The organism is Bartonella capreoli, from assembly GCF_902813205.1.
GTDB classification, from domain to species: Bacteria; Pseudomonadota; Alphaproteobacteria; order Rhizobiales; family Rhizobiaceae; genus Bartonella; species Bartonella schoenbuchensis.
In genome coordinates this window covers 1-14085 of sequence record NZ_CADDZX010000003.1, presented here as the reverse complement: position 1 = coordinate 14085, position 14085 = coordinate 1, and the positions used below count along the sequence as shown (strand labels likewise).

The 14085-nt window shown below is 33.6% G+C and carries 11 protein-coding genes, 3 tRNA genes and 1 pseudogene; 11 read left to right on the top strand and 4 right to left on the bottom strand.

All coding sequences use genetic code 11. The features are described 5' to 3' along the window. The first annotated feature begins 1151 nt into the window (after positions 1 to 1151). Positions 1152 to 1568, top strand: a complete 417-nt coding sequence (gene dksA, locus J7R05_RS03510; RefSeq protein WP_010703810.1) for an RNA polymerase-binding protein DksA — start codon at positions 1152 to 1154, stop codon at positions 1566 to 1568. A 56-nt stretch (positions 1569 to 1624) separates the two neighbouring features. On the opposite strand, the gene J7R05_RS03505 is transcribed toward dksA, so the two are convergent. Next, a complete protein-coding gene (locus tag J7R05_RS03505; protein WP_208541223.1) occupies positions 1625 to 2164 on the bottom strand; it encodes a flagellar biosynthetic protein FliO in 540 nt (179 codons plus the stop codon). A 219-nt stretch (positions 2165 to 2383) separates the two neighbouring features. Here J7R05_RS03505 and J7R05_RS03500 point away from each other — a divergent pair, with 219 nt between their 5' ends. Then, a complete protein-coding gene (locus J7R05_RS03500; RefSeq protein ID WP_208541222.1) occupies positions 2384 to 4927 on the top strand; it encodes a response regulator in 2544 nt (847 codons plus the stop codon). A gap of 103 nt (positions 4928 to 5030) precedes the next feature. Here J7R05_RS03500 and purN read toward each other — a convergent pair whose 3' ends face one another. Together purN and purM are read right to left on the bottom strand one after the other, a co-directional pair. Continuing rightward, complete coding sequence (gene purN, locus J7R05_RS03495) at positions 5031 to 5648, bottom strand: phosphoribosylglycinamide formyltransferase (RefSeq protein WP_208541221.1); 618 nt, start codon at positions 5646 to 5648, stop codon at positions 5031 to 5033. Further along, a complete protein-coding gene (gene purM, locus J7R05_RS03490; RefSeq protein ID WP_208541220.1) occupies positions 5645 to 6727 on the bottom strand; it encodes a phosphoribosylformylglycinamidine cyclo-ligase in 1083 nt (360 codons plus the stop codon). The genes purN and purM overlap by 4 nt, the downstream gene beginning before the upstream one ends. 168 nt (positions 6728 to 6895) lie before the next feature. Between purM and J7R05_RS03485 the strand changes: the two genes are divergently transcribed. The 5 genes from J7R05_RS03485 to J7R05_RS03465 all read left to right on the top strand — a co-directional run bounded on the left by J7R05_RS03485 (position 6896) and on the right by J7R05_RS03465 (position 10006). Next, a complete protein-coding gene (locus J7R05_RS03485) occupies positions 6896 to 8107 on the top strand; it encodes an AI-2E family transporter (protein WP_208541219.1) in 1212 nt (403 codons plus the stop codon). Then, positions 8104 to 8799, top strand: coding sequence for a DnaA regulatory inactivator HdaA (hdaA, locus tag J7R05_RS03480; protein WP_208541218.1), 696 nt, complete (start codon positions 8104 to 8106; stop codon positions 8797 to 8799). The genes J7R05_RS03485 and hdaA overlap by 4 nt, the downstream gene beginning before the upstream one ends. A 626-nt stretch (positions 8800 to 9425) precedes the next feature. Beyond that, positions 9426 to 9502 (top strand) — tRNA-Pro (locus J7R05_RS03475). An 85-nt stretch (positions 9503 to 9587) separates the two neighbouring features. Further along, on the top strand, positions 9588 to 9896 hold the full coding sequence (locus tag J7R05_RS03470) for an ETC complex I subunit (protein WP_208541217.1): 309 nt from the start codon (positions 9588 to 9590) through the stop codon (positions 9894 to 9896). 33 nt (positions 9897 to 9929) lie between these two features. Next, positions 9930 to 10006: transfer RNA gene (locus J7R05_RS03465), tRNA-Arg, on the top strand. Positions 10007 to 10430: 424 nt separating this feature from the next. Here the strand turns inward: J7R05_RS03465 and pcsA are convergent. Continuing rightward, positions 10431 to 11243, bottom strand: coding sequence for a phosphatidylcholine synthase (gene pcsA, locus J7R05_RS03460; RefSeq protein ID WP_281388199.1), 813 nt, complete (start codon positions 11241 to 11243; stop codon positions 10431 to 10433). A gap of 151 nt (positions 11244 to 11394) precedes the next feature. On the opposite strand from pcsA, the gene J7R05_RS03455 reads away from it, so the two are divergent. The 4 genes and pseudogenes from J7R05_RS03455 (at position 11395) to J7R05_RS03445 (ending at position 13887) form a co-directional block, all read left to right on the top strand. Then, complete coding sequence (locus J7R05_RS03455) at positions 11395 to 12585, top strand: UbiH/UbiF family hydroxylase (RefSeq protein ID WP_208541216.1); 1191 nt, start codon at positions 11395 to 11397, stop codon at positions 12583 to 12585. 48 nt (positions 12586 to 12633) lie between these two features. Then, the gene (locus tag J7R05_RS03450) at positions 12634 to 13092 is read left to right on the top strand and encodes an NUDIX hydrolase (RefSeq protein WP_208541215.1); all 459 of its coding nucleotides are present in this window, start codon (positions 12634 to 12636) and stop codon (positions 13090 to 13092) included. Between the two features lie 225 nt (positions 13093 to 13317). After that, positions 13318 to 13570 (top strand): annotated as a pseudogene (locus J7R05_RS09205) (hypothetical protein). 227 nt (positions 13571 to 13797) lie between these two features. Then, positions 13798 to 13887 (top strand) — tRNA-Ser (locus J7R05_RS03445). Positions 13888 to 14085: the final 198 nt, after the last annotated feature.

Here is a 14085-nt window from a genome sequence, read left to right as displayed (position 1 = left end):
TATGCATGTTTTTCATGCTTAAATTTTTAATAATTAGCCTTAGGTTTTTTATCAGTTGTAAAGAAAAATAATTATATTTATCAATTTTCTATTTAAAAATGTTGATATAAAACTTAAGGAATTTTATTTTTTTAATCACGATAGCGATATAGTTTTGGTTAATTTAAATTAGAAATACTGCTATTACTTGATTTTTACGCTATGATTTATATGTATTTGTGCGACTTGATTCTTCTTTAAAAATATTTTGTTTTTGTGAATTGAAAAATATTAATATAACAATTATCGTTTAATCAGGTATTAGGTTTTTTGGGGTATTTTTAAAAAAAATAAGCAAAGCACTTTTATATTTCAGGTGCGCTTTTGTCGGATCTTATCAGATACTGGGGGCCGAATGAAGAATTTTGTTTCATAATTTTTATCAAAACTAGTAAATAAAAATATGAATTATACATAGGATAGATGCTAATTTCATGTTGCTATCATTTTATGTCAAATAATATAGGGTGTTCAATATTTTCTACACTAGCTCCTTGTTATAGAAGTTTCATATAAAAACAATTAATGCTTTATATGGTGTTCAAGTTTTTGTATTATATTAGTGTTTGATTTTTGTATGAATAAATAAAGTGTATCAAATCTTGTAAGGTCATTTAGCCTTAATCTTGCTAAAGGAAAGGCGGGTTATAATATACCCATTACTGCAATTCACGTTCTTATGTGCGTTGTTTGTAAAAATTGTTTTATTTGCTTTTGAAAAGGGAATGAGACTTAACTGCCAGAGCAGAGATTACAAAATTTTGTGCTCAATCTTTAATGGTTTAAAAACGGTTGAAGTTTCATTTTTGAAGATAATGAAAAACCAAAAAACTATCCTTTTATTTCTGCAGATTTTTTTACATTCAATTAAGAAAATTATTTTCTAGAATTAATATGGCAGATTTTATAGTTTATGCTGATATAAAAGAATTTACAAAGCTTCTTTAAATAAAAATATTATGAAATTTCAACATATTACACAAAAATGAGCTGAAAAATTTGAATAATGAATTCAAGATATTCTTATTTTTATAGAAATATGTTTTACACTTGTGTTGATTTTGGGTATACAATATATAGACCACACATACCATATGTGGAGGTTTTATGGCATGAATAAAGTTGTTAGTGGTCAGTATCGTCCTAGTGAAGATGAGCCTTTTATGAATGAGCGGCAAAAGGCATATTTTCGTGCTAAATTAATTTCTTGGAAATGCGATATATTAAAGGAGACCCGTGAAACTTTAGAGAGTTTGCAAAAAGAAAATGCTAATCAATCTGATTTGACTGATCGTGCATCTTATGAAACTGATCGTGCAATCGAATTGCGTGCTCGTGCTCGCCAGAGAAAGCTCATTGCAAAAATAGATGCAGCTTTGGAGCGTATTGATAATGGTACTTACGGGTTTTGTGAAGAAACTGGAGAACCTATTAGTATAAAACGTCTTGAGGCACGACCAATTGCAGTTTTATCATTAGAAGCACAAGAACGCCACGAACGACGAGAAAAGGTCTATCGTGATGATTAAAATCGATTTACAATCCAAAAACAAAATACTCAATCAATATCAGAAAATAAAGTACTTTATTTGGGAGTAGGAATAAAGAAAGATGGTTCTTGCCGTTCTTCAATTTCAGCTGTGAGTGCCGAATCTTTTAACTGTTTATTTTCAGAGGAGGGGGAGGAGATATTATCTTGTGTAGGTTTTATTGTACTGCTGGATAAAGAGGTTTGTTCAGTAAAGGTAGCATTGAAATTAGTTTCTGCCATTTTTGATGTTGGCTGTGTATCTCTTTGTGCTCTGTTATAATTTTCGTATGCAGTTTGTGTTTTGACAATATTAGATTCTATAACAGTATCTGTCGTTCCACCGATAAGAATTAAATGCTCTACATCATCGCGACGTATTAGAACAAGGCGGCGTGTACGATCAATAGCGATTGTGTCAGATATGATTAATCGTAGTGGATTCTTTTTTCTGTTGAAATTAAATCCTCCTTTATTCAAATAGCGCAAAAGCATTATAACTACAACAATTGCTGCAATTATTATTATAAGAAACACGAGGCTTGTAATTATATTTGCTGCAGATGTTCCTATATAGTTTGATAACCAAATATTCATACTATTTTTTCCTCATTTCATAATGAAATCATTATTTTTTATTATGTAAGTTTATAAATCATTTTAAGAAGTTCAATAAAATGTGAAGTGTTGAGTGATTTCCATTGAGCAAATATACTTATATTATGTATAATAGAAAGATTAAGCATATCCTTCATAATAGTGATTATTGAAGATATTTTAAGCTTCATGAAGCATCTACAATCGAGACAGATAGAGATGAACAAAGGTTTTAATGGCATGGACAAATTATTACCTCCTTCCATGCGGTGGGGAGCTATGGTTTGGGGGCTTTTTTTTGTTGTAATTTTTTTGCTCATTGTAGGATTTTTGGGCATTTTTTATCCGCAAGGCTATTTTCATCAGGCTTCTTTGATATTTTTTTTAGTTTTAGCGATTATAGGCATTGCTGCGCTTTTTCTGATAGGAATAGGTGTTTTGAGATATGATATTGGGTCATTGCATAAGAGCTTAGATTTTAGTGTCTTTGATGAGATAGATGATGCAATTGTAATATCTGATTTATCAGGTTTTGTTTATTACTCTAATCAGAATTATCAGAAAATTTTTACTTATAAACCTGAGGCTTCTTGTTATGCAGTTATTGCTGATCTTCCAGGTGCTAGCGCACTTTTATATCGCTTGAAAGTTGCGGCATTTAACAATCTTTCAGCTCAAGAAACATTAAAGATAGATCGGTCAATTTTTATTCATTCTATTCAGAAAAACATTGTATGGTATAATATTTCTGTTCAACCAATACTACAATGGAGAAAAAAGTTTTTATTTTGGCGTATCGCTGATATTTCACATTTAGAAGAATGCCGTGAAACTTTTTGTTTGAATCTTCAAGAAGCTATCAATCATTTAGATCAAGCTCCTGTTGGATTTTTATCTGTTAATGCACAAGGAGTTATTATCTATGCAAATGCAGTTTCTGCCGAATGGTTTTCGATTGATTTGGCAAATTTTACTGTTGGTCAATATAGTTTTGATCAGTTCTTTAATGCTTCTGGAGTTAATAGTGTATGGAGTGATATTTGTTTACAAAGTCACGAACACTACAATTTAAATTGTGCTACACCTTATACGTTTTCTTTGTTTTTAACTTCACAAACTGGTGATAAGAAAATATTGAATTGTTTTATGTGTATCTCTTCTCTCCTAGAAGATGATACTGTCTATCGCATTGTTATGACGCCGCAATCAATGCAAAAGAAGGAGAGCGATTATCAATTAAAATTGCCGAATACATTGATAGGGTATTTTGATGCAAGTCCTTTTGCAATAGCTGTAGTTGACCAGAAAGGGCAATTTATTCATATCAATAACTCTTTTTTATTATTGATGGAGTGTTCTGGCAAAACTATCAATTTTTATGATATTATACCTCATCAAGGTCGTGCTCAGCTAGAGCATGCATTTGAGAAGATTACAAAGAATAAGAATGATCCAATTTCAATAGACATAGTATTAGAAAATAAAAAAGAACGCCATTTTCATCTTCATCTTATGCCTATGATGCAATATCATAATGATGCATTAGAAGATTTGGTGATTGTGTCTGTCATAGAAACAACAGAACAAAAAACACTTGAAGATAAAATGGTACAAAATCAAAAGATGCAAGCTGTTGGGCAGTTAGCTGGTGGTATTGCTCATGATTTTAATAATGTTTTAACAGCAATTTTAATGTCATGCGATCTTCTTTTAAACACGCACCGCAGTTCTGATCCAGCGCATGCTGACCTTATCAACATTAAAAATAATGCTAATCGTGCTGCTGCACTTGTGCAGCAATTATTAGCTTTTTCTAGAAAGCAAACACTTAAACCTGAGAAAGTTGGTTTTACAGAACTTTTATCCGATATTCGCAATCTTATTTTGTCTCTTTTAGGAAATAATATCCAGTTGAAAATTATTCACGGAAGAGATCTGTGGAATGTTAAAGTTGATCAAGCTTCTTTTCAGCGTGTTATTATGAATTTAGTAATTAATGCGCGTGATGCTATGCCGAATGGAGGCCTGATAACAATTAAAACAAACAATATTACAAAACAACAAAGTGCTGAATTTAATTATGTTGGTTTTGTGAGTGGTGAATATGTACAATTGACCATTTCAGATACAGGGGAAGGTATATCTGCTTTTGTACAAGAAAAAATGTTTGAGCCGTTTTTTACAACAAAAGAAGTTGGTAAAGGAACAGGCCTTGGGTTATCAATGGTTTATGGCATTGTCAAACAAACAGGTGGTTATATTTACTGTGATAGCCAGGAAGGAGAAGGAACGACATTTCATATTTTTCTACCTCGTTATATTTCTGATGTCAGCAATGAGATTTCTCCACAAATTGAAAAAGTAGAAGAGCAGGAAAAAAATACGGACTTAACAGGCTTTGCGACTGTTTTATTGGTTGAAGATGAAGACGCTGTTAGAATGGGCGGAGTAAAAGCTCTTCAAATGAGAGGATATACTGTTTTAGAAGCTGCGAGTGGGGTGGAAGCGCTTGCTATACTTGAAGAAAATAAAGGTGCTGTTGATATTATTGTTTCCGATGTAGTTATGCCAGAAATGGATGGGCCGACTTTACTCAAGGAAGTGCGAAAAAAATATCCTGAGATCAAATTTATTTTTGTTTCAGGGTATACAAAAGATGCTTTTACTAAGAATCTTTCAAAAGATGCTGTTTTCGGATTTTTATCTAAGCCGTTTACACTCAAACAGCTAGCTTTAGCCGTTAAAGAAACGTTAGCACAGTAAAAATATTAATGAAGATAATAAGTGTTTATATCAAAATTTGTACTCATTAATCTAGAAAATAGATCAGTAAATTTAGAAGAAATATTTAACATAAGAGATTGTTTTAAAATGATAAAAGCTGCTGTTGATAATCTATAATTTTATCGTTATCATTACCTTCAATGAATGCTTTTAAAGCTTGCGGATAGAGTTTATGCTCAACTTGAAGAACTCTTTGCGCTAACATTTCAGGAGTGTCATTAGGGCACACTGGAACAGCAGCTTGAGCAAGAATCTTTCCTTCATCCATTGCTTCTGTAACAAGATGGACTGTACAACCAGTAATTTTAACACCTGCTTGCAGAACTCTTTCATGGGTATTTAAACCTTTAAATGAAGGCAAAAGGGAAGGGTGAATGTTAAGGATCCGTCCTTCATAGGGTTTTATGAAATGCGGTGAAATAAGCCGCATATAGCCAGCTAAGCAAATGATATCTGGTTGATATTGGGCTAAAATAGTAAGAATAAATTCTTCATGGGCTTGTTTAGTTGGATAATTTTTACGATCTACAATATGAGTAGGCAAGCCATTGGCACGTGCCTTTTCAATACCAGTAGCATGGGGTTTGTCACAAATAACTGCAATGATTTCAGCAGGATAATTAGCTTGTTTGCTTGCTTTAGCAAGGGAAACCATATTAGAACCATTGCCGGAAATAAAAATAATTACTTTTTTTTTCATAAGTGAAGAGCACCTTTATAAGCAATTCTTTTATTTTGGTATTTTGTTAAAATACCAAGTGAAGTAACTGTTTCTCCCTGTGATTTGAGTGCTTGTGTAATAGCTTTAACTGAGTTTTGTGCCACAATAATAACCATGCCAATACCACAATTGAATGTTCGTAGCATTTCTGTTTCCTGTATTTCACCTTGTTTGGCAATCCATGAAAATACTGGCGGCACATTAATAGCAGAAAGATTAATTTCAGCACAAAGGGAAGGGGAGAGAATGCGTGGAATGTTTTCTGGAAAGCCACCACCTGTTATATGAGCAAGAGCTTTAATCCCTTTATAATTTTGTATAATTGGCAATAGTGATTTGACGTAAATGCGAGTTGGCGTAAGAAGTGCTTCCCCAAGGTTTATTTTAGGGGTAAAGGGGGCAGGGTCATTCCATTTCAAACCACTTTGTTTAACGATCTGCCTGACGAGAGAAAAACCATTAGAATGAACACCAGATGAACTAAGGCCTAAAATAACATCACCTTCTGTAAGATCTTTTGAAGGCAACAATGAATTGCGTTCAACAGCTCCTACAGCAAAACCTGCTAAGTCATAGTCTCCGTTTGCGTACATTCCAGGCATTTCTGCAGTTTCTCCTCCAATAAGAGCGGCGTTTGCTTGCTGACATCCTATTGCAATGCCTGAAATGATTTCAGCACCTTGTGTAGCATCAAGCTTTCCAGTTGCAAAATAATCTAAGAAAAAAAGAGGTTCAGCACCTTGAACAATTAAATCATTAACGCACATGGCCACAAGATCAATACCAACAGTATTATGAATACCTATTTCAATAGCAATTTTTAATTTTGTACCCACACCATCATTAGCTGCCACAAGAATGGGGTCTGTGAATCCTGCTGCTTTTAAGTCAAATAAGCCACCAAAACCGCCGATTTCTGCATCTGCACCTACTCGTTTTGTTAAGCGTATATAGGGTTTGATGTTTTCTATCATGGTGTTACCCATATCAATATCAACACCAGCTGCTGCATAAGTAAGATTATTGGGTTTATTATTTGTTGGGTTTTTGTTGCTCATTGGAGCCTTCTTTATGAAAAATCAATTTATGTTGTTTACGCAATGGCATGATAGCGCTATCTCTGCAAGAAATTTAATATTTAACATCTAGAAATAAATGATTGTTTACCTTGAACCTAAACGAAAGAAGTTGCATAATCTTTTGTAAAGGATTTTTTGAGGATATCGATGAATAAAATATCAGATAGTCATAATAACCCTAATTTACAGTCAATGAAAGAGAAAATCAAAAAAAGTAGCTTTCAAGGCCGTTATACTTCTTATGTTCCAGCTTATGAACAAGTACCTTTACCAAACAGTATGAAAAAACAAGTTTTTTTCTGGCTTGGGACATTGATTTTTTTTGTTATCTTTATGTTTGTTTTTGGATCAGTTTTACTTCCTTTTGTAGCAGGGCTTGTATTAGCTTATTTTCTTAATCCGATTGTACAATTGCTTGAAAAAGTTGGTATTCGTCGTGTTTTTGGTACAATTTTAATTACCTTGTTTATTGTTATCGTTTTTGTTGCTGCTTTAATAATTTTAATTCCTATTGTCAGTTGGCAAATACAACAATTTGTGAGTAGTGGTTTACCAATTTATGTTAGTCGCATTCAAAATTTGTTGACTGAATCTAATTTTGATTGGGTAGGGCGTTATTTTGGTAGTGATTCAAATGAATTACAAACCGATATTAAAGTTCTTTTGGGGCAAAGCTCTGATTTTATTACGTCTCTTTTAAATTCACTTTTAAGATCAGGAAAATCTATTGTTAATATTGTCAGTCTGCTTGTGGTAGCGCCTGTTGTAGCATTTTATATGTTACTGGATTGGCAGCGTATGGTTGAAGCCGTTGATTCTTGGATACCGCGAGATCATCTTGAAACTGTCCGCAGTATTTTTTACGAAATGGATAGAGCCATTGCAGGCTTTGTTCGTGGGCAAGGAACGGTTTGTTTAATATTGGGAGGGTATTATGCTATTGGCCTAACTATTACGGAGCTTAATTTTGGTCTTTTAATTGGTATGTTTGTTGGTCTCATCAGTTTTATCCCTTATATTGGCACAATGAGTGGTTTTATTTTATCTGGTGGTGTTGCATGGGTCCAGTTTTATCCCGATAATTGGAGCCGGATTGTTCTTGTTATGGCTGTTTTTTTTATTGGCCAATTTATTGAAGGTTATATTCTTCAACCAAAGCTTGTGGGCTCATCAGTGGGGCTTCATCCGGTATGGTTGATGTTTGCACTTTTTGCTTTTGGTTCGTTATTTGGTTTCACGGGCATGTTGGTTGCTGTTCCTGCTTCTGCAGCCATTGGTGTTTTGGTTCGTTTTGCTCTTCATACTTATCTTAATTCTCAAATGTATTCACAAAGTGGGAATTCGGGGGCAGTAGAATGAATGAACATGAAACACAATTACCTTTAGACTTTTCCTGTGAGTCGATTTTTCGGCGAGATGATTTGGTGGTTACAGATAGTAATCGTATGGCTTTTCAGTTGGTTGATCATTGGCCAAATTGGGTATTACCTATTGCTGTTTTGGTTGGAAAAGAAGGATCTGGAAAAACGCATTTTTCTAGCGTGTGGGTACAAAAAGCTAATGCTTTAATTGTTCATCGTGATGAAATTGACCAAGTAATTACTGCAGCTTCTTCAGGTAGATCACTTTTAATTGAGGATATTGATACGGGGAAAATCAATGAAACTGGGCTTTTTCATTTGATTAATAGTATTAAACAGGCAAATCTCAATGTGCGCCAAGGTCAAGCTACTTTATTGATGACTGCTCGCACACTACCATCTACATGGGACTTAAAGCTAAATGATCTAAAAAGTCGTCTTAATTCAGTTATGTTGGTTGAGATTGATCAACCTGATGATGCATTGTTAACGGCTATTGCATTTAAACTTTTTTCAGATCGCCAAATTACTGTTCATTCAGATGTTATCCACTATCTTGTAAGTCGTTGTGAACGTTCTTTATTTGCATTAAGATGTGTTATTGATTCTGTTGATAAATTAGCATTGCAAAGAAAAAGCAAAATAACACGTGCTGTCATTTGTGAAGTCATTAACACACAAATGCAATAAATATATTTTAAGTGTTGTCTTTAGTTGTTTAATAAAAATATATGGTTTTTATTGGTCTTGAAGTACGTAAACAGGAGGGAAATCGCTAAATTTTCTGTTTTTATTTAACTGATAATGTTTGTGTAGGCAGTAATGCATCATTGGTTAATTTTGAAAAGTCAAGAATCTAACTATTTCATATAAAAAGGGGATGAGGAGGCGATTTGTTTTCCTTTTGTAAGGAAATTTTTGTAGTTTGAATACTGCAAAACATTTATTTAATTGTATATTGGTCTGTTATCAGTAAGCTGTAAACTTTATTGAGTGGGATTGTTTATAAATGGAAATAGGGGGATAGTTTTTATTGTGTTCAAATTATTTATATTTTAAATTATATCAATCGTCATTCTATGGATAAAATAATAAGACTCGTTAAAGAAAATTACGTATGGAATTTTTTAACTTGTGCAGTCTAAGCTTTTTTTTAAAAATATCATTTTTTCTGCTTATAATATGTCATTGGCGATAAGAAATGTTTGAAAAAAGCTATTATCCATAAAAAAAGAGAACAAAATTTTAAAAAAATGTGTTTTACACTTGCACTTCTGTTGTGAAAATTTTAGGGAAGGGACATCAAATATAAAACGCGGAGCGTAGCGCAGTCTGGTAGCGCACCTGATTTGGGATCAGGGGGTCGTAGGTTCGAATCCTATCGCTCCGACCATATGTTTTATTTTGATGTAAAATGGATTTATTGAATAGCATACAGTGTTGTTATTTAAGCGTTGTGTCGTCTAAAGGGAAAGAATATGGTTGCACGTATTTATAGTCCGGCGAAAACATCAATGCAGTCGGGCAAGGCTAATAGTGGTTTTTGGGTTCTGCAGTATGAGCCGGAGCAAGCAAAAATGCTTGAACCTCTTATGGGATATACAGCAACATCAGATATGAATAGTCAGATAAAAATCCGGTTTAAAATGAAAGAAGAAGCCATTGCTTTTGCTCTCAAAAATTCTATTCCTTATCGTGTAGAAAATTCATGTAAGCCTTCTTTTCGGCGTGCTGTCTCTTATTCTGATAATTTTCGTAGTGATCGGCAACAATCTTGGACGCACTAACAAAAAATGTTTTTTAAAAAGTGATCATCAATTGGTCCCGTAGCTCAGCTGGATAGAGCAACGGCCTTCTAAGCCGTGGGTCACAGGTTCGAATCCTGTCGGGATCACCAAATATCAATAAAATCAATAGGTTATATAGAAGTTAGGGATTTTTGATTTCATTGATTTTATTAAGTTGTTTTGTTTCACTATCCCGCACCTTTTTGGAGCTTTTTAATTGCTTCTATGGGCGAGTCACTTTCTATCAGCTGTTTTTGTGTAGAGTGCTGCTTATTTAGCTTTGTTGGGAAAGATCTTACCTTTGCCAGGTTACCGGGGAAAATGATGAAGCCATCAAGATGATTACACGTGTTGAGGTCAATGAATAACGTGAGCAAGCATGTGAAGACTTTGACTTTTATTAATTTCTTTTTGTTGCTGTTAATCTAAAAAGTTCCATAATATATATTATGCGATTTTAAGATATTCTGGTTGCATCCCTTTCTCAAACTTTTTCTTATTCATTTCATTAAATAAAATTTTAATCACAATTTATTATTTTGGATCACTCTTTTGTGCACCTAATGTAGGAAATAATTGCATGATGGCACCAATACAATAAATATAAATACCGGTGATCGAGATTCCTATTTTAATCCAATGTGGAGCGTTAAGTTGATAAAAAAATGCAGCAATACCAAATGAACACCACGCAAGAAAAACTGAAAGATTAAGCATACGTAAGCGAATAACTCTTATTGGGTGAATAAAATAAATTGGTAAAAAAGATAAAATTGCTGATAAGAAAATAATAACGAAGGCAACCCATTCTTCAGGTCGCACCACAAAAAGTGTGAAAATCATCATGTTCCAAACAACAGGAAATCCTTTAAAGAAATTTTCTTTAGTTTTCATTCCAGTATCTGCATAATAAATAGCTGATGAAATGACGATAATAGCACTTAATAAGAATGATAACCCTTCCCCCATAAAACCGCTTTGATAAAGCGCAAAGGCTGGAATTAAAACATAAGTCACGTAGTCAATAATGTTATCTAGCAGTTCACCAGACCATGTTGGAAGTATAGATTTTACATTAAGTTTACGTGCTATTGGCCCATCAATACCATCAACGAGAAGTGCAAGCCCAAGCCAACAAAACATAGCGATCCATTCTTTTTTAGATGCAGCTATTAAAGAAAGGAATGCTAAAAATGAACCTGAAGCTGTTAGCAAATGAACAGAAAAAGCCCTTGCTTGTGGCATTGTTACTGTTTTGGAGCGCAATTGATCAGTGTTAGTTTTGATTTTTCTTGTTAATTTACGTTTCAATGTTTTTCTATCCTCACTTTTTAAGCTTTGTATCATTTTTCTCTTTATATTGTATGACTAATCTGTAAAAAGAGTACAAGATTACCACTTTTTTGTATCGCAAAATTTATTACATTATGTAATAAGAAAAGAAATTCTTTATTTAAAATCATTAAAGTAATTAGTAAATTAGAGGATTTAAGCTGTTGTGATATTTGAAAAAAATGAACATAGAGATGTAGCTGTTATTGGTGCAGGTCCTGTTGGTATGTTAGCAGCACTTAGTCTTGTGCATAAAGGTTACACTGTTTTTCTCATTGGCTCCCCTACTCGTGTAGATGAATTACGAACAACTGCTCTTATGATGCCGGCGATTCATGCGCTTCAAAGATTAAATATTTGGGAAACTGTCAAATCTCATGCTGCAGCTTTATCTTTAATGAGAATCGTTGATGCAACGTCTAGGGTTGTACGTGCTCCTACTGTAAATTTTTGTTCTTCTGAAATTGGTAAAAAGGCTTTTGGTTATAATATTCCCAATTTAAAACTAAACAATGCTTTAATGAATGCTATTGAGCGCACATCAGACATTATAAGATTTTTTTCTTTAGCAAAATCCTTTCATTATGAACAAGATCATGTAAATATTACTCTTTCGGATGGCAGAGTTATTCAAGCATCGTTTGTTGTTGCAGCTGACGGTTGTCATTCTCCAACGCGAGCGGCTGCTGGAATTGGAGTTAAACAATGGAATTATCCGCAGACAGCACTTATTTTAAATTTTGCACATAAGTTACCTCATCAAAATATATCAACTGAATTTCACACAGAAGATGGTCCTTTTACACAGGTTCCGTTACCAGGAAATACATCTAGTCTTGTGTGGGTTACTAATCCCTCACGCGCCAAAGAGCTATTGGATATGCAACCAAAGACAATAGCAAAAGTGATTGAAGGTCAGATGCAATCAATGCTTGGTGAAGTAACAGTAAAAACGGCAATTCAAACGTGCTCTCTTTGGGGGCTTATCCCTCATTGTTTTGCTGCAAACAGAACAATTTTAGTGGGTGAAGCAGCTCATGTTTTTCCCCCTATTGGGGCACAGGGATTTAATTTAGGGTTTCGTGATGTTCAAACTTTGGTTGATATTTTACCTAACCAGATATCCAATTCTAATTTTAAAACAATTATTGCACAATATAACCGGTGCCGTAAACCTGATGTATTTATTCGTAGCGGATTTGTTCATACACTTAATCATACTTTACTTTCCAATATGTTTCCTGTTCATATTGTACGAAGCGTTGGGCTCGAATTATTACGTAATTTCTCACCGTTACGTAATTTATTGATGCGAGAAGGAATGCATCCTGGTGATGGATTAAAAGCAATAATATAAATTTTTACAATTAATTCTCAAATAACTACACTGGTATAATAAGAAGAAATGAACGGTGCTGATATAGCTCATAGTAAATATATTTTAGTAGATGATGCACGTTTTTTACAAGTTGGTGCATTAGTTTATCGCATAAAGAATGGAAATCTTGAATTTCTCCTGATTACCAGCCGAGGATCTGGTCGGTGGATTATACCAAAAGGATGGCCAATTCCAAAGAAGTCTTTTTCACAGGCTGTATTGCAAGAAGCTTTTGAAGAAGCTGGAGTGCGAGGTGCCGTGGGGACATTTCCTATAGGCACATATGAATATGAAAAATTAGATTTACCAGTAGAAAAAAACAGTAAGTTCTGTGTCTATGTTTTTGCTGTACTTTATTCTTGTCAAGAAAAAAAATGGCCAGAACAAAGTCAGCGTATGTATGAGTGGGTTACAGTATCAGAAGCGGTAAAACGTGTTAATGAACCACAATTAAAAGAAATCTTATTGCGTTATAAACCATGTTAAAATAAAATAGTGCATGGTAACTTGTTTTATACACTATCTTTTCTTTTATCGATCACTTGCTAATATAAATGTTATAAAATTATAATTTGAAGAAATAGACAAAAATACAAATTATTTAAAATTGGCGCTCGTATAATTCGCGCTTTAGTAGAATTTAAAAATTGTAATTTTCTCATATCGATCGATTATTCTGGGGTAGTTAGCGTCCAAAGTGAAAGAAAAAATATGATTGGTTTTAAAATTTATAACGAAATTAACCCAAATAACCATGGAGAATTTCTTTAAAGCTTAAAAAATCTGCACTTATTGGAAGCTTAAATGGTAGTATTTCAGGGGAAATTGCAACAATTCTTGCAGTTTATGGTTATATTGCCTTACCAGGGTTTGGTCCAATCATCGTAATGGGTTAGGTATAGCACTTTCTATTGGTATCCTAATTGGTGCAATGATAGGGTTAATAATAGGTGCTGGTTTTTAGTTTTATGAATAACTTGCAATTTTAATTTTTCATTATAATACCAAACCATTAAATAAAGGCAGTGGAATTGTTAGTTTTAATTGAAATGCCTTATAGAAAAGTATATGGCTTAGAAATTAAGATTAATTAAGCTTAAAGCATTAATTAAAATACTTAAAATCGTATTTAAGTGATTGACCTTTTCGAAGAAGCTTGTAAAAAGTACCTTATAAAAAAGTGTGTTTTTTGGAGGGGTGGTCGAGCGGTTTAAGGCACCGGTCTTGAAAACCGGCGTGCAGGAGACTGTACCGTGGGTTCGAATCCCACCCCCTCCGCCACCAGCTTTTTTTGTCTTTATAACCCATTGATTTTATTTCTATTTATTTAAGGTTAGGGATAAAATAATAAGGGTTAGGGAATAGGATTTTGCAATTTGTCTTTCCAAACTGCATTAAGATCATCCTGATTTCTTGTTAATAGGTTTCCATCCACAAGAACGTTTTCCGTTCTGGTTATGCTTTAAAATGTCTCGTGCT

Coding starts and splice junctions, on each gene's coding strand:
- purN (WP_208541221.1), bottom strand. CDS start 5,648: ATGAAAAAAAAAGTAATTATTTTTATTTCCGGCAATGGTTCTAATATG.
- dksA (WP_010703810.1), top strand. CDS start 1,152: ATGAATAAAGTTGTTAGTGGTCAGTATCGTCCTAGTGAAGATGAGCCT.
- hdaA (WP_208541218.1), top strand. CDS start 8,104: ATGAATGAACATGAAACACAATTACCTTTAGACTTTTCCTGTGAGTCG.
- J7R05_RS03470 (WP_208541217.1), top strand. CDS start 9,588: ATGGTTGCACGTATTTATAGTCCGGCGAAAACATCAATGCAGTCGGGC.
- J7R05_RS03450 (WP_208541215.1), top strand. CDS start 12,634: ATGAACGGTGCTGATATAGCTCATAGTAAATATATTTTAGTAGATGAT.
- J7R05_RS03485 (WP_208541219.1), top strand. CDS start 6,896: ATGAATAAAATATCAGATAGTCATAATAACCCTAATTTACAGTCAATG.
- J7R05_RS03500 (WP_208541222.1), top strand. CDS start 2,384: ATGAACAAAGGTTTTAATGGCATGGACAAATTATTACCTCCTTCCATG.
- purM (WP_208541220.1), bottom strand. CDS start 6,727: ATGAGCAACAAAAACCCAACAAATAATAAACCCAATAATCTTACTTAT.
- J7R05_RS03505 (WP_208541223.1), bottom strand. CDS start 2,164: ATGAATATTTGGTTATCAAACTATATAGGAACATCTGCAGCAAATATA.
- pcsA (WP_281388199.1), bottom strand. CDS start 11,243: ATGATACAAAGCTTAAAAAGTGAGGATAGAAAAACATTGAAACGTAAA.